General features: G+C 61.5%; 22 protein-coding genes. 9 read left to right on the top strand and 13 right to left on the bottom strand.

Annotation, left to right across the window (positions count from 1 at the left end):
* Positions 1-7 precede the first annotated feature (7 nt).
* The 9 genes from ACDP63_RS04370 (at position 8) to ACDP63_RS04330 (ending at position 11,001) form a co-directional block, all read left to right on the top strand.
* Positions 8-1,336 carry an SIR2 family protein gene (locus ACDP63_RS04370; protein ID WP_409927805.1) on the top strand — a complete coding sequence of 443 codons (1,329 nt, stop codon included), beginning with the start codon at positions 8-10 and terminating at the stop codon, positions 1,334-1,336.
* Positions 1,333-3,351 carry an ATP-binding protein gene (locus ACDP63_RS04365; protein ID WP_409927804.1) on the top strand — a complete coding sequence of 673 codons (2,019 nt, stop codon included), beginning with the start codon at positions 1,333-1,335 and terminating at the stop codon, positions 3,349-3,351. The genes ACDP63_RS04370 and ACDP63_RS04365 overlap by 4 nt, the downstream gene beginning before the upstream one ends.
* Positions 3,351-4,244: a 3'-5' exonuclease gene (locus ACDP63_RS04360; protein WP_409927803.1), complete on the top strand. Its 894-nt coding sequence runs from the start codon at positions 3,351-3,353 to the stop codon at positions 4,242-4,244. The genes ACDP63_RS04365 and ACDP63_RS04360 overlap by 1 nt, the downstream gene beginning before the upstream one ends.
* A 111-nt stretch (positions 4,245-4,355) precedes the next feature.
* The gene (locus tag ACDP63_RS04355) at positions 4,356-5,729 is read left to right on the top strand and encodes a hypothetical protein (RefSeq protein ID WP_409927802.1); all 1,374 of its coding nucleotides are present in this window, start codon (positions 4,356-4,358) and stop codon (positions 5,727-5,729) included.
* 145 nt (positions 5,730-5,874) lie between these two features.
* On the top strand, positions 5,875-7,152 hold the full coding sequence (locus tag ACDP63_RS04350; RefSeq protein WP_409927801.1) for a DUF6035 family protein: 1,278 nt from the start codon (positions 5,875-5,877) through the stop codon (positions 7,150-7,152).
* Positions 7,153-7,235: 83 nt separating this feature from the next.
* Positions 7,236-7,451: a hypothetical protein gene (locus ACDP63_RS04345; protein ID WP_409927800.1), complete on the top strand. Its 216-nt coding sequence runs from the start codon at positions 7,236-7,238 to the stop codon at positions 7,449-7,451.
* A gap of 89 nt (positions 7,452-7,540) precedes the next feature.
* A complete protein-coding gene (locus ACDP63_RS04340) occupies positions 7,541-7,741 on the top strand; it encodes a type II toxin-antitoxin system prevent-host-death family antitoxin (protein WP_409927799.1) in 201 nt (66 codons plus the stop codon).
* Positions 7,742-7,786: 45 nt separating this feature from the next.
* A complete protein-coding gene (locus tag ACDP63_RS04335) occupies positions 7,787-9,553 on the top strand; it encodes a recombinase family protein (RefSeq protein ID WP_409927798.1) in 1,767 nt (588 codons plus the stop codon).
* A 479-nt stretch (positions 9,554-10,032) separates the two neighbouring features.
* A complete protein-coding gene (locus ACDP63_RS04330; RefSeq protein WP_409927797.1) occupies positions 10,033-11,001 on the top strand; it encodes a LysR substrate-binding domain-containing protein in 969 nt (322 codons plus the stop codon).
* Here ACDP63_RS04330 and ACDP63_RS04325 read toward each other — a convergent pair.
* From ACDP63_RS04325 to ACDP63_RS04265, 13 genes are all read right to left on the bottom strand, one after another.
* A complete protein-coding gene (locus ACDP63_RS04325) occupies positions 10,910-11,173 on the bottom strand; it encodes a DUF2274 domain-containing protein (protein ID WP_409927796.1) in 264 nt (87 codons plus the stop codon). The two genes, ACDP63_RS04330 and ACDP63_RS04325, sit on opposite strands and share 92 nt — an antisense overlap.
* Positions 11,174-11,175: 2 nt before the next feature.
* Positions 11,176-12,300, bottom strand: a complete 1,125-nt coding sequence (locus ACDP63_RS04320) for a TrbI/VirB10 family protein (protein WP_409927795.1) — start codon at positions 12,298-12,300, stop codon at positions 11,176-11,178.
* On the bottom strand, positions 12,297-13,325 hold the full coding sequence (gene trbG, locus ACDP63_RS04315; protein WP_409927794.1) for a P-type conjugative transfer protein TrbG: 1,029 nt from the start codon (positions 13,323-13,325) through the stop codon (positions 12,297-12,299). The genes ACDP63_RS04320 and trbG overlap by 4 nt, the downstream gene beginning before the upstream one ends.
* On the bottom strand, positions 13,322-14,011 hold the full coding sequence (gene trbF, locus ACDP63_RS04310; protein ID WP_409927793.1) for a conjugal transfer protein TrbF: 690 nt from the start codon (positions 14,009-14,011) through the stop codon (positions 13,322-13,324). The genes trbG and trbF overlap by 4 nt, the downstream gene beginning before the upstream one ends.
* Positions 14,008-15,363, bottom strand: a complete 1,356-nt coding sequence (gene trbL / locus ACDP63_RS04305) for a P-type conjugative transfer protein TrbL (RefSeq protein WP_409927792.1) — start codon at positions 15,361-15,363, stop codon at positions 14,008-14,010. Before trbL ends, trbF begins: the two co-directional genes overlap by 4 nt.
* Before the next feature lie 2 nt (positions 15,364-15,365).
* A complete protein-coding gene (gene trbK-alt, locus ACDP63_RS04300; RefSeq protein ID WP_409927791.1) occupies positions 15,366-15,668 on the bottom strand; it encodes a putative entry exclusion protein TrbK-alt in 303 nt (100 codons plus the stop codon).
* Positions 15,669-15,685: 17 nt separating this feature from the next.
* Entirely contained in the window at positions 15,686-16,468 is a 783-nt protein-coding gene (gene trbJ / locus ACDP63_RS04295; RefSeq protein WP_409927790.1) for a P-type conjugative transfer protein TrbJ, read from the bottom strand.
* Positions 16,465-18,975, bottom strand: coding sequence for a conjugal transfer protein TrbE (trbE, locus tag ACDP63_RS04290; protein ID WP_409927789.1), 2,511 nt, complete (start codon positions 18,973-18,975; stop codon positions 16,465-16,467). The genes trbJ and trbE overlap by 4 nt, the downstream gene beginning before the upstream one ends.
* Before the next feature lie 10 nt (positions 18,976-18,985).
* The gene (locus tag ACDP63_RS04285; protein ID WP_036638406.1) at positions 18,986-19,267 is read right to left on the bottom strand and encodes a VirB3 family type IV secretion system protein; all 282 of its coding nucleotides are present in this window, start codon (positions 19,265-19,267) and stop codon (positions 18,986-18,988) included.
* Positions 19,267-19,596: a TrbC/VirB2 family protein gene (locus ACDP63_RS04280; RefSeq protein WP_409927788.1), complete on the bottom strand. Its 330-nt coding sequence runs from the start codon at positions 19,594-19,596 to the stop codon at positions 19,267-19,269. Before ACDP63_RS04280 ends, ACDP63_RS04285 begins: the two co-directional genes overlap by 1 nt.
* Complete coding sequence (gene trbB / locus ACDP63_RS04275) at positions 19,593-20,591, bottom strand: P-type conjugative transfer ATPase TrbB (protein WP_409927787.1); 999 nt, start codon at positions 20,589-20,591, stop codon at positions 19,593-19,595. Before trbB ends, ACDP63_RS04280 begins: the two co-directional genes overlap by 4 nt.
* A gap of 239 nt (positions 20,592-20,830) precedes the next feature.
* Positions 20,831-21,658: a phosphatase PAP2 family protein gene (locus ACDP63_RS04270; RefSeq protein ID WP_409927786.1), complete on the bottom strand. Its 828-nt coding sequence runs from the start codon at positions 21,656-21,658 to the stop codon at positions 20,831-20,833.
* Positions 21,651-23,105, bottom strand: coding sequence for an ArnT family glycosyltransferase (locus ACDP63_RS04265; RefSeq protein ID WP_409927785.1), 1,455 nt, complete (start codon positions 23,103-23,105; stop codon positions 21,651-21,653). Before ACDP63_RS04265 ends, ACDP63_RS04270 begins: the two co-directional genes overlap by 8 nt.
* Positions 23,106-23,107: the final 2 nt, after the last annotated feature.

Below are 23,107 nucleotides of genomic sequence, written 5' to 3'. Positions count from 1 at the left end.
GGTGTTCGTGGCGGATTCCGATGGAGAAGAACCTGAAAAACTGAAATTTAATTTTCTGCGGGGCGTCGAGGCTGATGCTGGCGAGCTTGAATGGCCGGCCGGCGCCGATGTCGTCAGAAAAGCGCTGTCGGAATCGCTGAGTGCAAAGAATGTCGCGTTCCTGCTCGGCGCAGGATGCTCGTCATACTACGCCAAGGGAACTGACATTTTCGGAGACGAGGAATGGCAGGAGGTTGGCATCCCGACCATGGCGCCGCTCGCCAAGGAATTCACGAAGGCGCGGACCGCCGACGAGGCAGGGTTCCCGACCGCCGCCGAGCGGAAGGTTCTCATCGATGAGTTCGGGATCGATATTGGCGACAAGGAATATGCCCGCAACCTTGAACGGTTGATGGAACTGCTGTTCAGCCTGCGGTTCACGCTCTCACGAAGCAAACTTCCCAAGGCAAAGGAAAACCTGAAGGTCGTCAATTCGATCATCCAGAAGGTGCAGGTCTTCCTCTGGGACAAATGCACGAACGGAGCGTTCGCCAATGGCGACAGCACCGTCGGGGCACTCTACGAAACATTCTACAGAAAGCTGGTCCTGCGTGACCGCTCGCTGCCGCGTCCGTGGATTTTCACCACCAACTATGACCTTTTCAACGAGACGGCGATGGACCGGCTCGGCTTGCCTTACGCCAACGGTTTCTCCGGCGTGGTCGAGCGCCGCTTCAATCCGGCGACCTTCCGTTACGCGCTTGCCGAGCAGCTCGATCTGACCAACAGGAAATGGTCGGCCGTGGATGGCTTCGTCTATCTCTGCAAAATCCATGGGTCGATTAGCTGGACCGAAGACGATCATGGCCTGTTTCCGATCCGCGAAACCGCTGTCTCGAAAGGGCAGGAACCGGGAAAGGTGATGATCTATCCCACCCCCGCGAAGCAAAACTCCAGCCTCGGATCGCCCTATGCCGACCTGTTCCGCGAGTTCCAGTCGCGGATCGTGAGGGAGCAAAGCGTTCTCTTCACCATGGGATATGCCTTCGGTGACGAGCACATTAACAATATCATCTACCAGGCGCTCACCATACCGACGTTCCGCTTGGTAATCTTCGTCGATCCGACGCTTGAGGGAGAGGTGGCCAAGCTCCGCGCCCTGAACGATCCCCGCATCTGGATCATCGGTGGCAGCGGCCCGGAAGCCGACCGCAAGGCGCATTATTTCGATACGATCATCGAAGAGTTCATGCCCCAGCGGCCGAGCGAGCGCATCGATGATGCAATCCGGAAAGTGCTGGAGGCGATGTCCCCGAAGAAGGCTGAGGCTTCGTCCACCGATGGAGACAGCGAATGAGTCGCGACGACCGCAAACGCGCCATCGGCAAGGTGGTCTCCGTCGCGGCCGACCGCTTCGTCGTCGAGATGCACGCCGGCACTGACAATTTCACTATCGTCGGGTTCGACGATGTTCACTACGTTGCCCGTCTCGGCTCTTTCCTGATGGTTCCGGTTCAGACGGAATACGTCGTGGTCGAGGTCGTCGGCCTGCGAGAGCGGGACATCGCCAGCGCCGGGCGAGACGAGGGGGAGTTGGACAAGGCGGCGTCCGCGAAATATCTCGACGTCGTGCCGGTCGGGATGCTTCCGCAAGACCGCGGCGCAAAATTCCGCTTCGGCGTCTCCGTCTTTCCGTCGCTCTACGCAGATGCTCTCTATGCTCTCGATGCGGAGCTTGATCGCGTTTTCGAGACCGACAAGCCGAGCGAACCCGCTCCGGGTCTCAACGGTGCCGCGCCGGTGCCTGAGGATGCGACGCGCTTTCGCGCTCTGTCGATCGGCCGCTCTGTGGTGTTCGAGGGCTACGACGTCAAAGTCCGGATCGACGACTTTTTCGGCGGCCATACTGCTGTGCTCGGGAACACCGGGAGCGGCAAGTCCTGCACCGTAGCATCGGTGCTCCAGTCATTATTCGACAAGGCGGACGAGTTCCACGCCCGAGGGGCCACGTTCCTAGTATTCGATGTAAACGGAGAATACGCCAATGCGTTGATGCCGCTCGCCAAAGAGAACGGCATTGGCGTCGCCCATGTTGTGCTGGATGGGACCGCAGCCGACGGAAAATTCCGCCTCCCGCACTGGTTTTTGGAACAATCGGAATGGGAGTTGCTTCTGCAAGCCAGCGAGCGAACGCAAATTCCGGTTCTTCGTACAGCTTTGGGACTGACAGGGCTGTTTCGTGAAAACACTCCGAAAGCCTTGGAAATCAAGGAACACTTTATCGCCACCTGTGTCATTGAATGCTTTAGGGGTGCCGATGGGGACTCTCCCGTCGCAAAGTTTCAACGTGTCGTATCGTTGTTCCAGAAGTATCCAACGAAAGACCTGAACACAAATCTTCTCAAGAAATACGGGGCAAATTACCAGTACGGAAATTTCAGAGATGGGAACCTAGCTCCATTTCTAGATGAGGTTCGCAAAAAACTTCGGGAGGATGTTGATCTGCCGTCCTACAAACGGACGCCGTTCACGTTCGATGATCTTGAGGAATGTCTGGATTTTGCCATTCTCTATGAAGAGGCGCACGGCAATAGGCAAATCCGTGATTACTGCTCGCAGATGTTTACCCGGTTCAAGTCACTTCGCGATAGGCCCGAATACGCGTTCATGCGTTATGACATCAAGCCGGGCGAAGCGGCCCCGACTATGGAGGCTTTCCTCGAACAGCTACTTGGGCTGTCAAACGATGGCGGGCATTGGAAAAAATGCCATCAGATCATCATCGTGGATATGAACTCCGTCGAAGACGAGGTGGTCGAACTGGTCTCGTCGGTCCTTGCGCGCATGACATTCCGTCTGCTTCGGCAAGCCGAGCCAAGGAACCGCTTTCCCGTTCACCTCTTGCTTGAGGAGGCTCATCGCTACATCTCTGAGACTCCCTCAAAATTTGCGATTGACGCCAGCAAAATCTACGAGCGTATCGCCAAGGAGGGACGAAAATATGGACTTTTCCTGCTGGTCGCCTCGCAGAGACCCAGCGAACTTTCCAAAACCGTGCTATCGCAGTGCTCAAATTTCGTTATCCATCGCATACAGAACCCGGATGACCTTTCGCAGATCCGGCAAATGACGCCATTCATTTCCGATGCGGTCCTGAAGCGTTTGCCGTCATTGCCGAAGCAGCACGCGCTCGTTTTCGGAACATCGGTGAACCTCCCGACCACCTTCAAGGTGCGGGAGGCAAAACCGCTTCCGAAAAGCGATGACGCGAGGATTGGGGAACTCTGGTTCCACGAAGAGGGGCGTGCGGCTCAGATCCGAATCTCGATGCCTCCTGCCCGGAATGTCGATCCAGGGGGCGAATTCGACTGATGATCGATGCCCCAAATCTGGAAGAGCTGGCAGCGGCGCTGGAGGTCAGTTCAGACTATCGGGTACTGCGGCGCCTTCGACCGCGAGGGCCGGTGGAAGGATACGACGCTGCGGAAACACGCCTGGGCTTGATGGTCGACGTCGAGACAACAGGCCTGGATCCCGATCTGGACGAGATTATCGAACTGGCGATGGTGCCTTTTAGGTATGCGCTGGACGGGATGATCGTGGAGGTCCAAGAGCCCTTTGACCGTCTCCGTGAGCCGACGAAGCCGATTTCGCCGGAAATCACGACGTTAACCGGTATTTCTGATGCCATGGTGGCCGGCAAGTCGATTGATCCGGAAGAGGTTGCAGCTTTTGCTGCTCCGGCTGCTGTGGTGATTGCTCATAATGCCGCGTTTGATCGGCGTTTTCTTGAATGCTTCAGTCCGGTGTTTTCAACCAAACCATGGGCCTGTTCCATGTCGGAGATCGACTGGGCGGCTGAGGGGTTCGAAGGCACCAAGCTCTCCTACCTCGCGATGGCCCTAGGTTTCTTTTACGATCGGCATCGCGCTGCGAATGACTGCCTGGCCGCCATTGAAATCCTCGCGCGAGAACTGCCGAGGACGCACGTTCCGGCCCTTGTCAGGCTTCTGGATTGTGCGCGTTTGCCAACATGGCGGATATGGGCCGAAAACTCGCCATTCGAATTCAAAGATCTCCTGAAGGCGCGGGGGTATCGTTGGAACGGCGAGGGAAATGGCAAGCCCCGGTCTTGGTATTTCGACGTTGCTGACGCCGAAAAGGATGCAGAAATATCCTACCTTCTACGTGAAATATATCGATACGAAGCAGATATAAGAACTGTTCGTGTTACTGCATACGATCGTTTTTCTAGCAGAGTTTAGGCGATGCATCGCCTTGATTTACGATCAAGATGAGCATTTGTTGTTGAGTACGAGCGCGAGCCGGCAGTGAACTAAATCTATTTGGGGGGGGCACTTTTGACGAATCCAGCCGTGAGGCTTTCTCAGTTGCACGCTTGGCGTCATGAAACCGAATTGCGCGGTTTACAGCCTCGGTTCGATGCTTACTGGGCAGTCAATAGCAATAGGCCGGACGGTACCGACGCCGAGCGAGAAAACTATTACCGACAGGTGGTGGCGCCTCACGAAGACGCCTTCCTCGCCGATTTCCCTCAAGGCGTGCCGGAAAGAACCGCCTGGGAGGTTATCCTGCGTGAGGATAATTGGCGCTCTGTGCTCAGAAACTGGCGCCACGATGGTCAACAAATATTCGAGTTTGCGCCCGACTTGTTGGCAATGCTGGCCGATACGGACGTGAATGAGTTGCCCGTCCAAAACCTTCGGATGCCTTACGACACGTTCTATGTCGCTCTTGCGCCGGGACATTTTCTGCCTGACTACAATCGCGATTGGGTGGTCGATGGGTTCTACGTCACGGCTGAAATGTGCCTGGTTGACTCTCTCCGGCTGAGGCCCCGTCCTCCGAACGAACTGATCGCTGAACAGAGAAAGCAATGGTCGGATCTCGAACGAATCCCAGGCGCTCTGGAGAGCCTACGCAAAGGCAACTCCGGAAGTTTTACAAGCTTTGACAGTTACATTGCGAAGCTATTGGCCGATAACACGGCTGCCCAACAGCTTTATGACCGATACCTGTTAGATCCCGATGCGGTGATGGATGAAATCGCAGCAAAGGTGGATATCCGCGGTTCGGGCGAGTGGCGCTCATACCTGATGTTCACAGTGGATTTTACGTTCCGTCGACGTGATCATGCTCCGGTGTCGCTATCATTGACCGATCTTTTGGAGCAGCCAACACTCCGTGCGCACTACGATTTCGTCTCGCACCGCAATACGGTTGCAGATGGCATAGAACGCGGTCGCCGATCGGGGATCCCAATGGATACCTTTCGCGAAGACCACGGGCATCCTGATGATCTTCGCAACGTGATTTCCGACCCGACGGTTCTGGAGCAGGTCACGCGGCTAGTGTTCAACCTCGTCTGCTATTTGAATTATCCCGAACGCGACCAGGAAAAACGACTAAGCGACCCGCGGATCCATGAAAAGGTGAGGCGGGCCAAAGGCAAAGCTCGAAAAATGGCAGAAGCGCGAGCACACCAGGACGGCTGTCGCTGGATCAATTTCTGCGGCTATCGAACGTCGTTTGAAAAGCGAACAACGCTCGGCGGGACGGTCGTTGGTCACTGGCGCCGGGGACACTGGCGAAATCAACGGTTTGGGAAGGCGTTGGCAGAAAGCAGGTTAATGTGGATTCGGCCAACGATGGTTGGAGCCGATAAGGATATCGTTGATAGCCGTCCGACGGTTTACGGGACGTCCCCGTCGCGGCCGCCCGGTCTATAAGCGACCGCCTTTTACTGCGTAAAGCCGATCGGGCACAGATTTGCTCAGGCGCAGCGACAAGCAATCAAGGATAGGTTTCGGGGCTTCGTCAGCTTGCACCAGGAAGGAATAGTTAGAATACGGTCGATGGGGATGGTTTGTCGGGATGGCAGGGAAGCAATTTAAGAGAACGCTCAAAAGAGCTATCGACCTTGAGACGATGCTTACGATTTCAAGCGATGCGTTGATGGGTATGTCCAAGGACGAATATCAGGTTGTCAGGCGGCTTGCGACCAGAGCCCGACTAGATCGTCGGCCGCGCTACGTTTGCGGCTTATGCGGGCACGCGGTCTATGCTCCACGTGAAGGTCGAACCGGACAGCCTTACTGGAAGCATCATCCGGGCGCTCCTGAAGACTGCTCATGGTGGACCGGCATGCCATCCGGCGTGGACGCAGTCAGCGGGCGGCAATTTGATGGCGCTCAAGAGAGTCCGCTGCATGCGAAGATCAAGAACATCGTCGGTGAACTCCTCACTGCGGATCGCCGGACTAAGCCGGAAAGCGTAGTCATCGATGAATATCTCATCACCGAAGGGGGCCGTCGGCGTCCGGATGTGCGCGCAGTCTACGATGGAGTGCCGGTTGTCGTCGAAGTTCAGCTCGCGACAACCCAGATACCGATCATCATCCAGCGCGAAGATTTCTATGACAGCGAGGCGTATCGACTCCTATGGCTGACGTGGAATTTTGAGCCGCCGGCGGCGAATGGACGACTTCTAAGTTCATTTGAGGATATTTTCTATTCGCACAATAAGAACCTGTTCTCGATGGATAACCAGACCGTTCAGCTCTCACGGCAACGAAACGAGGTCATTCTTCGTGCTTTCTGGGTCCGGGAAAATTTGTGGCAATCCAAGCTCGTCGGTCTTCATGAACTGAATTGGCTTTCGAGCGGCCGTGCTTTTGCCGTAGCACCGAAACCTCATTGGCACGAGGATTTCCTAGCTCGTTGGCGTGCGGCAACTGGTGAGCATGGTACTCCGAGGCCCGAACGAGGGACACTTCTTGCTGAACTGGCTGACAAACTTTCTCTCATCGATGTTGACGACCGCACACTCGAGGAAGCCGATATCGACTCCTTGATCAATTGCTTACTCTCCCTGCTTGATGGCCACCCGGTAGGGTCTCGTCAGAAGAATCTCGTGGAGGTATTAAACACATTTCTCAACGTAGAGCGGCGGCATCGATTTGCTCGCCTCGTCCGTCGATTTTCCGAGCTTGCGGAGAGGAAAGAAATTCTGGAAACAAAAAGCGTCCAGAGAAAACTGGAGGTTGCACTCAACGAGAAGCAGGACGACCCAGAAAGCTTGACGGGGCGTATTGCTCTGGCACTCTTTCCAGAAGCATTCGCTTCGAGGCAAAAGAAATCACCCTCAAGCTGACCCTCCGTTTTCTACGCCACGGCATCCTATTCACCGCACACGGCTGCTCAAGACCTTCCGTGGAAGGTCATTCCGCGGTTCCAATGCCCCAGCCCCTTTCCGAGCATGGGATTTTGGAGACGATGGCGGTCAAGCGGAACAGGATCAATATCGAGGTTACACCCTCGACCGGACCGGAAACGGACCGGCACGATCCTGCGCGCAATGATGCTGCCTTGATGTCGCTGGCTCGCCTGATTGGTCGCCAGATCGCCCGCGAGCAATTTGAACGCAAGCTGGCAGCCGAGCGTAAAGCTTAACGCCACCTGCGTAGCTGACTTGCAAATTCCCTTGCTATTATACGTATAACACGTATTATATCAGCAGACCTATTCTCCCGGAGTCTGCGATGCCAACCACAACCTCCCTCGAATTCCAGCGCAAGTTCGGACAGTATCTGAACGAGTCTCACCGTGAGCCGGTAGAGATCACGCGACATGGCCGGCGCGAGTTTGTGCTGATGTCGGCAGCCCAATATGACGAGTTGCTGTCAGCAGCGCAGCGCATGGGCAAGGCCATAAGAGCCATCTCCGAACCTGAACGCGATTAAGACCCTTCCCCCTCCCCTGACACGGAGCTTGAAAGGACTGCCGATATGACCCGCGTTGCGCTCTATGCCCGATATTCTTCTGACAATCAGCGCGAGGCGTCGATCGAGGATCAGTTGCGCATCTGCCGCGAACAGGCGAAACGCGAGAAGTGGAAGATCGTCGGAACCTACAAGGATGCTGGCATCTCAGGAGCGAGCATGATCCTGCGCCCCGGCATTCAGGCACTCCTTCAGGATGCGCAGGCCGGACAGTTCGACATCGTGCTGGCTGAGGCACTGGATCGCATCAGTCGCGACCAGGCTGACGTCGCCACATTCTACAAGCACCTCAAATTCGCAGGCGTTCCGATTGTCACGCTGTCGGAGGGCGAGATCAGTGAGTTGCATGTCGGCCTCAAGGGCACAATGAACGCGTTGTTCCTCAAAGACCTCGCGGCAAAGACGCATCGCGGCATCCGTGGCCGCGTCGAGGACGGCAAGTCAGGCGGCGGCCTCTGCTTTGGCTACAATGTCGTCAAGCAGCTCGACGCGCGCGGCGATCCGATTCGCGGGAACCGGGAGATCAACGAAGCCGAGGCAAATGTTGTGCGCCGAATATTCCGGGAGTTCGCATCGGGGATCGGGCCGCGCACGATTGCTCGTACCCTGAACGAGGAAGGTGTCCCCGGTCCGGCAGGCAAGCTCTGGAGCGACACTACCATCCGGGGCCATGTGAAGCGCGGCACGGGGCTGGTGAATAATGAACTTTATATCGGTCGTCTGATCTGGAACCGGCTTCGTTACATCAAAGATCCATCGACCGGAAAGCGCGTCTCACGCCTGAACCCGGAATCGGAATGGATCATCAAGGATGTGCCGGAGCTGCGTATTGTCGATGACGAACTATGGCAGTCCGTTCGTGTCCGGCAGGGCAAGATCGCCGAGAAGTATGCCAACGTCACCGAAGCCGTGCGCAAGCACCACAAAAAGAACCGCCTGAACGGCACCCGTCGGCCGAAGTCCCTTCTGTCCGGCCTGGTATTCTGTGGCTGCTGCGGAGGCCCCTACTCGCTTCGCGGCGCTGATCGGTTTGCCTGCTCGAACCACATCAGCAAGGGTGCCTGTTCAAACAGCCGCACGATCCCGCGTGAGGACCTGGAAGCCCGCGTGCTCTCCGGCCTCAAGGACCGCATGATGGCGCCTGAGATCGTCGAGGAGGCGATGCGCGCCTATGCCGAGGAAACTAATCGGCTGAACCGGGAACGCCGCTCCAGCGGCGATGCCTGGAAAGCGGAACTGGTAAAGATCGAGAAGCAGATCCGCGGCATCATCGAGGCGATCAAGGCTGGCATGTTCCATGAGAGCATGAAGGCCGAGATGGACACGCTGGAGGCGCGCAAGACCGAACTGAACACCCTGCTGGCCGATGCGCCAGAGGACACACCGGACATTCTGCCGAGCGCCTCCGCGATCTATGCAAAGAAGGTTTCTGCCCTGACCGAAGCGCTCAACCGCAAGGAAGAGCGACAGGAAGCGGCGGAGACATTGCGTGGCCTGATCGAGAAGATTTTGCTCACGCCGGGGCCTGAACGCGGCGAGATTTACGCGACACTGCACGGCGAACTTGGCACGATTCTCAACTGGACAGAGCAGCAAGCCATTGGAAACACTGCCAAAACAACAAAACCCGCAGCGGATGCTACGGGTTTGTCGTTATCAGTGGTTGCGGGGGCGTGCAACCATCTCAAGTTGCGGCTCCTCTCGGCATATCGTGCCCTCCTTGAGCGGTCGGCTTTGGCAATGTCCAGCGGACTGCTTCGTAGCGCAGCGTAGTATCGGCCACATCCCCATCATCCACCGCAGCGGTATGATAACAAAGAGTTTCCTTTCTGTAACTCACATTGTCCATGTCCTACATCTTCGGGCCGTTATACTGATGGTCTGCAGTGCCGTCCTGAACCCAAAGGCGAAGCGATCGGTCACAAGACTCGGTCAGCGGGTCGTCTTCTGGCCGCGATAGCGTGATTCTCATCGAATGCTGTTGCGAACCGCAAAAAAGCGTAAAGGCTATGCCAAGCCGTTCACAACGATGTGACGCTCCGCTGTCCGGGGCGAAGCTGACCTGTCAGGTTATCGTAAGATTGAGCAGCAGAACATCGACCAAACAAAGTGCGGTTAATTCTGCTCTGTCTCGTAAACTTCATTGAGGTCACGCTCTACGCACCGCTCCTGTACTTCGCTGAAATATTGCGTGGCAGTTCCGAAAAGCAGTGATCTTGCGCTAACAAAGCACTATTGAAGGTGAATGCAGGATGCGAAAAGCAACGACACACGCGGACGTAATCGAGCTTCGCCATCTCCGTTATTTTGTGGCTGCCGCTGAGCACGGCAGCTTTCGCAAAGCTGGTGCAGCCCTCGGCCTGTCACAATCGGCAGTTAGCCGATGCATCGCCGACCTTGAGGACCAAATCGGCGCCTCTCTGTTTCATCGTCATACTTGGGGTATTTCACAGACGTTTGCCGGGCAGCGCCTTTTGGCCACGGCCCGGAAGACGATCAGGATCGTTGGTGAAGGCGCGCATGATGCTGCTGTCGTTGGGCGGGGAGAGAAGGGGTGTGTTAGGATCGGGATCTACTCCTCTATTGCCTCGGGTTTTCTCACCGAACTGCTGGAAGGCTATAGCGCGAGCCACCGCAAGGTGGGGATCGAACTGATCGGCGGCAGTGCCGATGAGCATGTTGCCGCGATCCGCCGGTTGCGCCTCGATGTCGCATTCCTGGCAGGAACACGGGACTGGGCAGATTGTGAGCGCGTGCCCTTGTGGTACGAGCGCGTCTTCGTGGCCCTGCCGGATCACCACCCGCTTACCGCCCATGAGGCGCTGACTTGGTGCAACCTGACCGGAAAGACCTTCATCGTCAGCAAAGCCGCTCCCGGAGAGGAAGTCCACGCTCATCTGGTGCGCGAGTTGACGGGGCTCGGAGGACGCCCCGACATCCAGGTGCAGGCGGTCGGACTAGACAATCTCGTGCCGCTGGTGGCACTTGGGCGGGGGCTGACACTGGTCTGCGAGGCGATGACCGTTACGCGGTTTCCAAGCGTGACTTACCGCCCGATCCTCGGCGAGGTTCTCCCCTTCTCGGCTATCTGGTCAGCCAGAAATGACAATCCCGCTTTCCGGCGATTGCTCAGCCTCGCGAAGGCGATGGCCGCAACACCTCCGCCGTCGGAGGTCGGGCGGTCCGACGCGCCTTCGCAAAGGCCCGGTCAGTTGCAATGAACCGCTCCAGCATCGGCACGATCAGCCTGACCGGATCGGGGGCGAGCTGACCTGTCTCGTGAGCCAGCGCATCGGCATAGGCGGTCAGATTGCGGTGAAGCGAACCCGGTAGCTCCACCGTGATCTTTACCGGCTTGTCCTCCACTAGGGGACCGAGCTTCAGCTTCGTCATGGTCAACCTCCTGCCGGCTCGAATACCAGATCCCGGGTCACAATTATCCTGACCGGGAAGCCGGGCCGGATGGTCAGCGTGGGTGCAACCTGCAACTGCCGTTGCACGATCTGCTGGCCCGCCTGATTGATGGTATCCTGCGCCCCGTCGCGGATGGCCCGGACCAGCCGGTCCTCGTCGCTGGTGGCAAGCTCGGCCCCCACAGCAAGCAGGGTGGACAGGCCCGCCGCCCGCATCAGATTCCACCAATGGTAATCGACGCCATCCTCAAGACCCGCATAGCCGCTGGCATCCGCGCCCGGCAAGCGCTCCAGAACGATGGACCGGCCACCGGGCAGGATCAGCCGGTTCCAGACCAGCAGAACCCGGCGCTGTCCGAAGGTCACATCGTCATCATATTGCCCGATGATGCGCGTGCCTTGCGGGATCAGAAGCAGCGACCCGGTGGGGCTGTCATAGATGTTTTCCGTCACCTGCGCGGTGATCTGGCCGGGAAGGTCAGAGCGGATGCCGGTGATCAGGGCGGCCGGGATCACGGCCCCGGCCTGAAGGATATAGGGCGATGCCGGCGGCGCGACACGATCCGGGGAAACGGTCTGGCGATCCACTGGGCCGTTCAGGAAACCCGAGGCACCATCCTGCGGCCCGGCAACGCCACCGAGATCGAGCCCGCCAAGCCCTGCCAGCGCCGGTCCCGCTCCTGTGCCGGTGCGCGGACCGGCCTGGAAGAACACGTTGCTCAGCCGGGCCGCTTCTTCCTCGGCAAGACGGCGCTGCTCCTCAGGATCGACCGTCGGCGGGGTCATGGGCGGTGGAACAACGGGCTGGCCCCGGTTCTGCGCCTCGAGGATCGGGCGACCAAGATCACCGGGCAATGCCGGTCCAAGGACGGGGCCCGTATAGTCGCGTGGCAGACCGGCGAGACCATCTGCGGTGGGCCGGTTCTCGGTCGAGTAGAGTTCGCCACCGCCCGGTCCGGCATCCCGGGTCTGAAGCGCGTAGATCAGCGCGCCGCCGATGCCGAGCAAGGCGACAGCGCCGACGCCCGCCAACATCTTGCGGGACAGGCGGGTGACGCGGGGCGCATCGGCGCGCAGCCGCATGGGGGTGGCTGGTTTCTCGCTCATGTCGGCGATCCTCCCGCCTTTGGCGCAGAAGTTGCGGCTTCAGCCTGCGTCGGTTCCATGCGGATGATCCTGACGATCTGTTGGCGGTCGCCGCTGCCAAGGCGCAGCTCGGCCGCCCCAAACAGCCGATCCACGATCAGGATATTCTGATGGATCCGGGAATTGACGATCTGCGGTTCGCCATCGCTACCCAGAACGAAGAGCGGTGGCATCTCGCCCTGAACGATCCCGCGCGGGAATACCACATAGACGCGGCGGCCATCATCAAAAACGGCAACCGGACGCCATGGCGGGCTCTCGCCGGGAAGCTGCAAGCCGTAGCGATAGTTGCGGGCGGACTCAGCCGGGATGACAGGGGCAGCAGGCACACTCGGCCGCTGCCCCGGCGGCGGCGCGGGATAGGACCAGGCCACGGCAGGCATGTAGAGCGCCTCGCGGGCACGCAGTTCGATCATATAGATGCGCCGGTCGGTGGTGATGACGAGGTTGGTGGAAATGTCCGGCCGCGTCGGCTTGACGAGAATCTGGACCCGACGGTTCGCTCCGCTGCCGCTTTCTGTGTCGCCGATGACCCAGCGGGCGGTGTCGCCTGCCGCAATCGGCCCGGTGCCGGTCAGGCTCTCGCCCGGCTCCAGCGCAATCGTGGTGATCTGCCCAACTGCGGCGTAGACCTGATAGAGCGCACCTTCGCTCCATGGGTAGATCTGGATGGCGTTGTAATAGCCTTCCCGGCGTGGCTCGATCCGGGCAGCGGCATTGGCGTTCTCGACCCGACCATCCGGCGTGCCGGCGGCTGTGCCACCGCGCGCGACTGTCCAGGCGGGCGGAACATGCAGGGGCCGGGGCCGCGTATCTGCCACCGCCGTCGGCACCGTTGCGGTCGGTGGCACATCGTCATCATAGCTGAACTGCGGCACCTGGTTCCTGGCACATCCCGCCAACACGGAGGCGGAGAGCAGCAATGCCGCAACTGCGGGTTTACGGAAAGCCGGGACTGCGGCTTTGCAGGACAGCATCGGGGTCATTGGCTCATCTCCCGCGACCATGAAATTGCGTTGACATAGATCCCGAGCGGATTGGCCCGCAGTCGTTCCGCGTCCCGTGGGGTCTGGATCACGACGGTCAGGATCGCGGTCCAGCGCTCGGTGGTGGATAGCTGACCGCTCTCGAAATGCCGCTCGGTCCAGGCAACGCGGAAACTGTCCGGCGAGGCCCGGATGACCGAGGAGACCTCGACCGCCACCTGCTGGCGACCAACGCGGGTGAAGGGATCATTGGTGCGGGCATGTTCGTTGAGCGCCGCCGCGCCGCGATCCGTGGTGAACTCATAGGCACGCAGCCAGTTCTGGCGCACGATGATGGCGTCAGCCGGGATCGCCCTGACTTGCTCGATGAAGCGGCCGAGATGGAAGGCGATCTGCGGATCGGTGGGCCGGTAGTCGGCAGTGGCGGGTGCGACGGTCTGGGCCTGGCCGAGACTGTCGACCTGCACCACCCAGGGCACCACGGTTCCGCGCGCCGATTGCCAGACCAGCGCCGAGGCGAAACCGGCCGAGAGGATCAGGCAGCCGAAGGCCATATAGCGCCAGTTGCGCGCCTGAACCCGGGCCGAACCAATGCGCTCATCCCAGACCTGTGCGGCCTTCTGATAGGGGGTCTCTGGTTGCGGCACCTTGCCGAAATGGGTGGATGGACGTTTGAAGATGTTCATATGCGGTCACTTTCGGAAAGACTGATCGAGGAACCGCCGCCACGGCTGTCGCCGGATCGCACGGCATGGGCCGCGACCCTGACGCCCTGGCTCATGGCGCGGCTGCGTTGCATGCGCTGTGCCCAGGCGGGCGGGCTTCCGGCTGGGGCTGCTGCATCGGGTGCGGATGGCGCGCCACCAACTGTGCCCATCGAGGTGGTGCCGCCGGTGGCGGCGAATCCGCCCCGCACCCCTCCCGCATGGCTGGATTTGACACTTTCAGCGGCACGGGCGGCGGCGCGTTTCAGGGGTGATATGGCGGCGAAAGCGCCTGCGCGGGCAACGCCACCGAGACCTGCGGCAACGCCGGCACCGCCGGTCGCGCCCATTGCCCCCAAGGTATAGGCAGAGGATGCAGCACCTGCGGCAGATGCCCCGCCGCGCGCCAGGGCCGCTCCACCGGAAAGGGCCGCGCCGCCGCCCCGGGCGGCCAACATGGTCGCACCGCCAGCCGCAACGGCAGCCCCGCCGACCGCGAGGCCGGTCCCGACGGCAGCGCCGGCGCTGAGCTGGGGACCACCGGAGACAAGGCCAGAGGCGATGCCGGGACCGAATATGCCGAGGCCGAGAAGGGAAAGCGCCGCCAGCACGATGGCCATGGCGTCGTCGATGGTCGGTGTCGCACCGCCAAACCCGGCGGTGAACTGGCCGAACAGTGTCGAGCCGATGCCGATGATCACGGCGAGGACCAGCACCTTGATGCCGCTGGAGACGACATTCCCCAGCACTCGCTCGGCCATGAAGGCGGTTTTACCGAAGAGGCCAAAGGGGATCAGCACAAAGCCTGCGAGCGTGGTCAGCTTGAACTCGATCAGGGTGACGAAGAGCTGCACGGCGAGAATGAAGAAGGCGAGGATCACCAGCGCCCAGGCGAAGAACAGGCAGAGGATCTGCACCAGGTTCTCAAAAACGGCGATCCAGCCCATCAGGTCGGAGATCGAGTCGAGGAGCGGCCGGCCGGCATCGAGGCCGATCTGGGCAACACGACCCGGACGCAGGAGATCAGCCGCCGAAAAGCCCGTGCCGGAGGCCATGAGGCCGAGACCGGCAAAGCTCTCGAAGACGATGCGGGCGAGATTGTTCCAGTTGGAGATGATATAGGCGAAGACCCCGACGAAGATGGTTTTCTTCACGAGGCGGGCGAGGATGTCGTCATCGGCACCCCAGGCCCAGAACAGGGCGGCAAGCGTCACATCGATGACGATCAGCGTCGTGGCAATAAAGGCGACTTCGCCGCCCAGCAGACCGAAGCCGGAGTCGATATAGCTGGTGAAGATGCCGAGAAAGCTGTCGATAACGCCGGTTCCGCCCATGATTACTGCCCCCCGATCGGGCCAGCGTCAGGTTGCGCGGATGTCGATGGTGCAGGTGTTCGCCCCAGAAAGCGGTCACGATTCCCGGCCCAGAGGCGCAGGCATTCCACATCATTGGCCGCCGCCTCACCCATTTCCTGGCAGCGCCGCAGCTCGAGGCGAAGCGGATCGGCCGGTGCCTGAAGCGCCGGAGCGGAAGGTGCTGACCCAGTGGGTTCCTCGCGCGCCATCTCGATGACCGCTGCGGTGATCGCGACAGCGACCAACACCACGGCCGCGATCCGGGCCAGCACCTTCCCATCCATGATCTGCCCTCCCGCGGTCAGTTGAACATACGGGCATTGCCGGGCTGGTAGCCCGTGCCCGGCGTCAGGAAGCGCTCGCGCTGGATGCGGCCCTGCTCGGCGGCCGTCGCGCGTTCGGCCTCGGTCAGCGCCTCGGCCCGGCCATTGGCCGAGATCACTGCGATCAGATCGGAGAGCTGCTGCGACTGGAGGGCGAGAAGCTGGTTGCCGGCCTGGGTGGCCTGCAACGCACCGACAGCATTCTGGCTTTCACCGACGAGCGCGACCATTTCAGCGCGGTTGCCGTCGATGTTGCCGACGACACCGGCCTGAACGCGCATCGCATCCTGCAAGCCGCCCACGGTGTTTTCCCAGCGGGCGCGGGCGTCGGCGATCATCTGGGTATCGGTCGCGGTCAGGGACAGATTGCCGTAGTCTTGCTGGAACATCTGGTCGATGGTCTGCACGTCGAAGGCGATGTTCTGGGCTTGCCCCAGAAGCTGCTGGGTACGCTGGACATTTTGCTGAAGCGCCTGAAGCGAGCTGTAGGGAAGGCTGGTGAGATTGAGGGCCTGATTGATCAGCATCTGCGCTTCGTTCTGAAGCTGGGTGATCTGATTGTTGACCTGTTCCAGCGTCCGCGCGGCGGTCATCAGGTTCTCGGCATGGTTGGTCGGGTCGTAGACGATCCGCCCCAAGCCCCCGAAGAAGGCATGAGCCGGCGTCGTGAACACCGGGGTGAGGGCCATCGGTGCCGCAAGCGTCAGGGCGAATGCGGTTGCGCTGGCCATGCGCAGGAAGGGCCGCGTCTTGCAGGTCATGGGGTAATCTCCTCTTCTTCAAAGGTAAGGTTGAACCCGTCATCAAGGATCGTGACGGGGGTCGTCTCCTCGGGCTCATCCGCGAGGTTGGTGAGGTTCGGGATCAGATCGGCCGCCCAATCGACGCCACGCGCGCGCAGCCAGGCGTCGAGAAAACCATCACGGCCATGGGTCGCGAGAATCTCGGCGATCATCGCCTGATCCGATTTGGAGGAGGCCGCGCAGAGCGCGAGGCCGACCTCGGAGAGGCCGAGGTCGAACAGGCGGTTGCCGCGCCGCGACTGGCAGTAATAGTCCCGCTTGGGTGTCGCCCGCGCCAGGATCTCGATCTGGCGGTCATTCAACCCGAAACGTCGATAGATCGCGGTGATCTGCGGCTCGATGGCGCGCTCGTTCGGCAAGAGGAGCCGCGTCGGGCAGCTTTCGATAATCGCCGGGGCGATGTTGCTGCCGTCAATATCCGACAGGCTCTGGGTGGCGAAGATGACGCTGGCGTTCTTTTTGCGCAGCGTTTTCAGCCACTCGCGGAGCTGACCCGCGAAGCCGTCGTCATCGAGCGCCAGCCAGCCCTCATCGATGATCAGCAGCGTCGGTCGGCCATCGAGCCGGTCGCCGATCCGATGGAACAGATAGGACAGGACCGCCGGCGCCGCGCCGGTCCCGACCAGTCCCTCGATCTCGAACGCCTGGACATCAGCGGTGCCGAGATGCTCGACCTCGGCATCGAGCAGTCGGCCATAGGGTCCGCCGATACAGTAAGAGCGCAGCGCCTGCTTCAGGTCATTGGATTGCAGCAACACGGCAAGGCCGGTGATGGTGCGCTCCCCAACCGGGGCCGTGGCCAGCGAGGTCAGCGCCGTCCAGAGATGTTCCTTCACCTCGGGCGTGATCTGGATGTTCTCGCGCATCAGGATTGCGACGATCCAGTCGGCGGCCCAGGCCCGCTCGGCAGTCTCGTGAATCCGGGCCAGCGGTTGCAGGCAAACCGAAGCTTCGGCCGCATCTGTCAGCTCGCCGCCGAGATCGTGCCAGTCACCGCCCATGGCGAGGGCCGAGGCGCGGATCGAGCCCCCGAAATCGAAGGCGAAGATCTGGCTGCGCGCGTAGCGGCGGAACTGGAGCGCCATCAGCGCAAGCAGCACGGATTTGCCAGCGCCGGTCGGGCCGACAACGAGGGTATGGCCGACATCCCCGACATGGAGGGAAAACCTGAACGGGGTCGATCCTTCGGTCTTGCCATAGAGCAGCGGGGGCGCACCGAAATGATCGTCCCGTTCCGGCCCCGCCCATACCGCGCTGGAGGGCACCATATGGGCAAGGTTGAGCGTCGAGACCGGCGGTTGCCGGACATTGGCATAGGCGTGCCCCGGCAGGCTGCCAAGCCAGGCGTCAACGGCATTGACCGTCTCGACCATGATGCTGAAGTCGCGGGACTGGACGATCTTCTCGACCAACCGCAGTTTCTCGTCGGCGCGCCGGGCATCCTCATCCCAGACGGTGATGGTGGCCGTCACATAGGCCATACCCGCGAGGTCCGCGCCGAGCTCCTGCAGGGCCATATCGGCATCGGCGGCCTTGTTCGCCGCATCGGTATCGACCAGCGCGGATTGTTCGTTGGTCATCACCTCTTTGAGGATCGCCGCGATGGACTTGCGCTTGGCGAACCACTGGCGGCGGATCTTCGTCAGAAGCTTCGTCGCGTCGGTCTTGTCCATCAGGATGGCGCGCGTCGACCAGCGATAGGGAAAGGCCAGCCGATTCATCTCATCAAGCAGGCCGGGCGTGGTCGTCCCCGGAAACCCGGTGATGGTCAGAATCCGCAGGTGCTGGTTGCCCAGACGCGGTTCCAGCCCGCCGGTCAGCGGCTGATCCGCCAGCAGCGCATCGAGATAGACCGGGGTTTCCGGCACCCGGACACGATGGCGATTGGTCGAGATGGTGGAATGGAGATAGGTCAGCGTGCCCGCGTCATCGAGCCAACGGCATTCCGGCATGAAGCCATCGAGCAGTGCCAGCACGCGGTCGGTGCGGTCGATGAAGCCGCGCACTTGTTCCCAGGGGTTCACACCCGAGGTCTCGCGCCCCTCGTAGAGCCAGGATTCCGATCGGGCGGAATCCTCGGCAGGCGGGAGCCAGAGGAAGGTCAGGAAGTAGCCCGAGACGAAATGGCTGCCCTCCTCCTCGAAGTCGGCCCTTCGCTCGGCATCCATCAAGGCGGAGGCCGGATCGGGAAACCTGCATGCCGGGTAGGTCCCAGCCTCTGAGCGCTGTGCTTCCACGAAGATAGCCCAGCCGGAGCCGAGCCGTCGGAAGGCATTGTTCAGCCGCCCCGCCACGGCGACAAGTTCGGCCGCTACGGCGGAATCCAGATCCGGACCGCGAAACTTCGCGGTCCGCTGGAATGACCCGTCTTTGTTGAGGACAGCCCCCTCCCCGACCAGCGCCACCCAGGGCACATAGTCAGCGAGGCGGGATGCGGTGCGGCGGTATTCTGCGAGATTCATCATGGCGGGGGTCTCACACCGAAAGATGGCCAGGGATGCGCAGATGGCGGCGCGCCACCTCGACGAAGAGCGGATCACGCTTGGCGGCCCAGACGGCGGCGATATGGCCGACGGCCCAGATCAGGATGCCGACGAGCCAGAGCTGAAGGCCGAGGCCGACCGCGCCGGCCAGCGTGCCATTCAGGATGGCAACGGAGCGCGGCGCGCCGCCGAGCAGGATCGGCTCGGTCAGGGCGCGGTGAACCGGGACGCTGAATCCCGGCACCGCGTCGAGGGCCTCGAAACTCACGGCCATCAGATCAGCGCCCCACCGCCGAAGCTGAAGAAGCTGAGGAAGAAGGAACTGGCCGCGAAGGCGATGGAGATACCAAAGACGATCTGGATCAACCGCCGGAAGCCGCCGCCGGTATCGCCAAAGGCCAACGTCAGGCCGGTGACAATGATGATGATCACCGCGACGATCTTGGCGACCGGCCCCTCGACCGATTGCAGGATCGATTGCAGCGGGGCCTCCCAGGGCATGGATGAGCCCGCAGCAAAGGCCGGGGAGGTCATCAGGCTCGCCGAGAGGAAGGCGGCGGCGGTCGCGACATGCTGGTGGATACGGAAGGCGGGACGGATCATTGAGAGTCTCCTGTACTGGGAGTGGTGGTGGGGTCGGAAAAGGCGGGGGAAATCCGGTAGTCGCCGTCAGGGCCGAGGCCCTCGACCGAGGCGAGTTCCGCGAGACGGCGTGCTGATCCGCGACCGGAGAGAACCACCACGAGGTCGATGGTCTCTGCAATCAGGGCGCGCGGCACGGTGACGACGGCTTCCTGGATGAGTTGTTCGAGGCGGCGCAGGGCGCCGATGCCGGACCCGGCATGGATGGTGCCGATCCCGCCGGGATGCCCGGTGCCCCAGGCTTTGAGGAGATCGAGGGCCTCGGCCCCCCTCACCTCGCCGACGGGGATACGATCCGGGCGCAGACGCAGAGAGGCCCGGACCAGTTCGGACAGAGAGGCGACGCCGTCTTTGGTGCGCATGGCCACGAGGTTTGGTGCTGCGCATTGCAACTCGCGGGTGTCCTCAATGATGACCACGCGATCCTGGGTCTTCGCGACCTCGGCGAGCAGTGCATTGGTCAGCGTGGTCTTGCCGGTCGAGGTGCCACCGGCCACCAGGATATTGGCGCGCGACGTGACCGCGCGGCGCAGGGCTGCCGCATGTCCCGCAGACATGATGCCGGCGGCCACATAGTCATCGAGCGTGATGACGGCGACGGCGGGTTTACGGATCGCGAAGGCGGGCGCGGCCACGACGGGCGGCAACAGACCTTCGAACCGCTCACCTGTTTCCGGCAGCTCAGCAGAGACGCGCGGGCTGCGGGCATGCACCTCCACACCGACATGGTGGGCGACCAGCCGCACGATACGTTCGCCATCGGCGGGCGACAGTACCTCCCCCGTATCGGCCAGCCCCTCGGACAGGCGGTCCACCCAGATCCGACCATCCGGATTCAGCATGACCTCGACCACAGCGGGGTCTTGCAGAAAGGTTGAGATGGCAGGCCCGAGCGCCGTCCGGAGCATGCGCGCGCCGCGGTCCACTACTGCCTGTTTGTGAATGTTGCCTGCCATCTCGTCCCCGTTCCACCGGGGAGGCTGGAGACACTCCCCGGATGGGGATGACTAAAAGAGAGCCAAAACGGGGCGTTTCAACAAGTTTCGGTGGGCGTAGTAGCGTGGCGTGCAAATACAGGGGAACGGCGGTGCAGCCACATTGCAGTTTAATGACTGCTGGTCGTCCAAAACTACCCTAAGCGATTCGGGCGAGCGGACGCTGCAGTTGACTAGGATGGCGCTGCGGGCCGTGTACATCAATCGCGCGATCCTGTGGTATCAGGAGGGTTACAGGAGCGCAGGGATAGGGCTGTGCGGCCGCCTCGCAGAAGCAGCATCGTGAAGGCACCACCCATCGCCCTCAGATCGCGCAACAACGCCACCCAAGTCAGCTTTCCGCGGGCCATGCCGACGTTGAACAAACGATACATGGCTAGTGCCACCATGGCGGAGATCGCGACCGAGGTAAGGGCGTCCGACATGAAATGCCTCCCCAGGCCGATGCGGAGGAACATGCTCAGGCAGATCAAGCCCGCTCCGATGAGGGCCCATACCCACCTTCCGGTTCGCGACAGATGCGGCCAGGCCAGCACCAGCGCGGTGAACACGAAGGTCGAGGTCTGCGCCACCTCGCCGGACGAGAAGGAGCAGTTTTTGCCGCATTGATCGCTGATCTCCAGCATGGGAGTAAAAGCCTTGCTTCCTCCGAACTCGACCAGATGGACGGGTCTTGCGCGGCCGACATATGATTTCAGGATGCCGTTCACGATCAGCCCCGGTCCGATCAGGAAGCTGGTGATAGCAAAGCCCCAGTTGGCAAGGCCCGATTCCGGTGTGATCCGGAGGAGTTTCCACAGCAGGATCGCGAGAAGAATTGCAAGGAATACCGCGCTTAGTCCGATGCGCAGAGAGTCGTTCACAGCATTGGCAAGCCAACTCGCGGTTAGCAGGAACCGCCCCGCCCTCTCGTAGACCAAACCCGAGATCGCAATATCCAGCCCCGGGAAGCTGACGAAGGTGCAGATCATGACCAGCGTGGCGGTCAGCGTAAAGACATGCAGGCGGGAGAAAATGGGGTCATTCACGGGTAATTTCCATCAAACAGGCGGGGGAAGTGAGGGTGAGCGTGATCCGCTGCCCCTCGGCGAAGCCGGGGCCGGCGATCCAGCTCTCATTCGGGCCAAGGGCGCAGCCCGGCGGCTGAGCCTGCAACAGCAGCAGGGCCGCCGGGCCGGAAGCATCTGAAGCGAAAGGCTGGACCAGATCCCAATGGTGTCGGGCGGCGCCCTTGTGCGGGGCGGCCACGATGCGCAGATCGGTCGCTCGCGCTTGCCAGCTCAGATAGGCCAGCAAGCCGCGGTCGTGGGCGGCGATGACCTGCACGCCCTGTCGCCGGGCATAGTCCATCGCGCGGGCGCTGACCTCGCCACGGCCGAGGTGGCGGGCGAGGATCAGCTTGCCCTCTCCGGTCCGCCAGCCCGTGCCGAACACGGTCAGGAGCGGCAGGGCAATGGCAACGACGAGGCCGAGCGTGAGGGAAACCATCGCCAGGCGGGGATGGCGTATGAGCCAGACCGCCGCGATAATGCTGCTCGCGACGGTGAATCCGACTGCCCAGTTCGCGAGTGCTCGCCCCGCCAGCGCCTGACAGGTCACAATTGCCAGAACCACCGCCGCCATCGCGCGCAGCCCGCGCATCTGAGGGTCTGCGCCACGGAAGGACAGCAGGAACGCGGCGAATGCCAGCGGCCCCATCACCGCGAATTGCTCGGCCAGAAAGCGCAGCGCGCGTGCCGGATGCAGACCCCATCCCCCCGCCCCACCCGCTTCCGCCAGATGGCGCAGGGTCACGAAGCCATGCGTGGCGATCCACCACAGGTTCGGAGCCGCCACGGCCAGCGCAACCAGCAGGGCGAGAAGAAAATCGCGCCGGGCCAGACGCCATGAAGGGGAGGCCACCGCCGCGGCCACCATCCCCGCGACGGTGAAGATCATCGCGTGTTTCGACAGAAAGCCGAGGCCAACCGCCAGCCCAAGCAGGGTGGCCTGCCCCGCAGCGGATCGTTCCGCCAGCCGGTGCTGAAGAAGCAGAGCGACCGCGATCGCCAGCAGCATCGGCGTGTCGGTCGAGATCAGCAGCGAGCCGAGCGTCGCCGCCGGCATGGTCGCATAGGTCAGCGCCGCCAGTGCCGCCGCCCGCCTGTCGGCCAGGCGCGAGGCCAGGATCAGGACGACATATGCCGTGATCCCATGAAACAGGGGGGCGGCAAGCCGCACGCCGAAGGTGCTGTCGCCAGCGATTCGGGTGACAAGCCCGATCAGCCAACCGATTAGGGGCGGTTTCGAGTAGGCGCCGAAGGAGAAGGACTGGCCCCAGAGCCAGTATTGCGCCTCATCGACCCAAAGCTCCGTCCGGTTGAACCAGAGAATCGCCACGCGCCAGAGGGTCAGCACGGCGATACCGGCCAGAGCGGCCTGTCGCCAGCGATCCAGTGCCGTTTCCGACGCTCCCGGGTGGTCGAGCTGCACCATGG

Source organism: Paracoccus sp. P2 (genome assembly GCF_046335115.1).
Classification (GTDB): Bacteria; Pseudomonadota; Alphaproteobacteria; order Rhodobacterales; family Rhodobacteraceae; genus Paracoccus; species Paracoccus pantotrophus.
This window is presented reverse-complemented; position numbering and strand designations above follow the sequence as displayed.

Excerpts from the sequence above, each read along its gene's own strand:
- trbE (WP_409927789.1), bottom strand. The coding sequence starts at position 18,975 with ATGATGAATCTCGCAGAATACCGCCGCACCGCATCCCGCCTCGCTGAC.
- ACDP63_RS04285 (WP_036638406.1), bottom strand. The coding sequence starts at position 19,267 with ATGGCCGTGAGTTTCGAGGCCCTCGACGCGGTGCCGGGATTCAGCGTC.
- ACDP63_RS04280 (WP_409927788.1), bottom strand. The coding sequence starts at position 19,596 with ATGATCCGTCCCGCCTTCCGTATCCACCAGCATGTCGCGACCGCCGCC.
- trbG (WP_409927794.1), bottom strand. The coding sequence starts at position 13,325 with ATGACCCCGATGCTGTCCTGCAAAGCCGCAGTCCCGGCTTTCCGTAAA.
- trbL (WP_409927792.1), bottom strand. The coding sequence starts at position 15,363 with ATGGGCGGAACCGGCGTTATCGACAGCTTTCTCGGCATCTTCACCAGC.
- ACDP63_RS04350 (WP_409927801.1), top strand. The coding sequence starts at position 5,875 with ATGGCAGGGAAGCAATTTAAGAGAACGCTCAAAAGAGCTATCGACCTT.
- ACDP63_RS04340 (WP_409927799.1), top strand. The coding sequence starts at position 7,541 with ATGCCAACCACAACCTCCCTCGAATTCCAGCGCAAGTTCGGACAGTAT.
- trbK-alt (WP_409927791.1), bottom strand. The coding sequence starts at position 15,668 with ATGGATGGGAAGGTGCTGGCCCGGATCGCGGCCGTGGTGTTGGTCGCT.
- ACDP63_RS04365 (WP_409927804.1), top strand. The coding sequence starts at position 1,333 with ATGAGTCGCGACGACCGCAAACGCGCCATCGGCAAGGTGGTCTCCGTC.
- trbF (WP_409927793.1), bottom strand. The coding sequence starts at position 14,011 with ATGAACATCTTCAAACGTCCATCCACCCATTTCGGCAAGGTGCCGCAA.
- ACDP63_RS04320 (WP_409927795.1), bottom strand. The coding sequence starts at position 12,300 with ATGAGCGAGAAACCAGCCACCCCCATGCGGCTGCGCGCCGATGCGCCC.
- trbB (WP_409927787.1), bottom strand. The coding sequence starts at position 20,591 with ATGGCAGGCAACATTCACAAACAGGCAGTAGTGGACCGCGGCGCGCGC.
- ACDP63_RS04335 (WP_409927798.1), top strand. The coding sequence starts at position 7,787 with ATGACCCGCGTTGCGCTCTATGCCCGATATTCTTCTGACAATCAGCGC.
- ACDP63_RS04325 (WP_409927796.1), bottom strand. The coding sequence starts at position 11,173 with ATGACGAAGCTGAAGCTCGGTCCCCTAGTGGAGGACAAGCCGGTAAAG.
- ACDP63_RS04265 (WP_409927785.1), bottom strand. The coding sequence starts at position 23,105 with ATGGTGCAGCTCGACCACCCGGGAGCGTCGGAAACGGCACTGGATCGC.
- trbJ (WP_409927790.1), bottom strand. The coding sequence starts at position 16,468 with ATGACCTGCAAGACGCGGCCCTTCCTGCGCATGGCCAGCGCAACCGCA.
- ACDP63_RS04330 (WP_409927797.1), top strand. The coding sequence starts at position 10,033 with ATGCGAAAAGCAACGACACACGCGGACGTAATCGAGCTTCGCCATCTC.
- ACDP63_RS04360 (WP_409927803.1), top strand. The coding sequence starts at position 3,351 with ATGATCGATGCCCCAAATCTGGAAGAGCTGGCAGCGGCGCTGGAGGTC.
- ACDP63_RS04345 (WP_409927800.1), top strand. The coding sequence starts at position 7,236 with ATGCCCCAGCCCCTTTCCGAGCATGGGATTTTGGAGACGATGGCGGTC.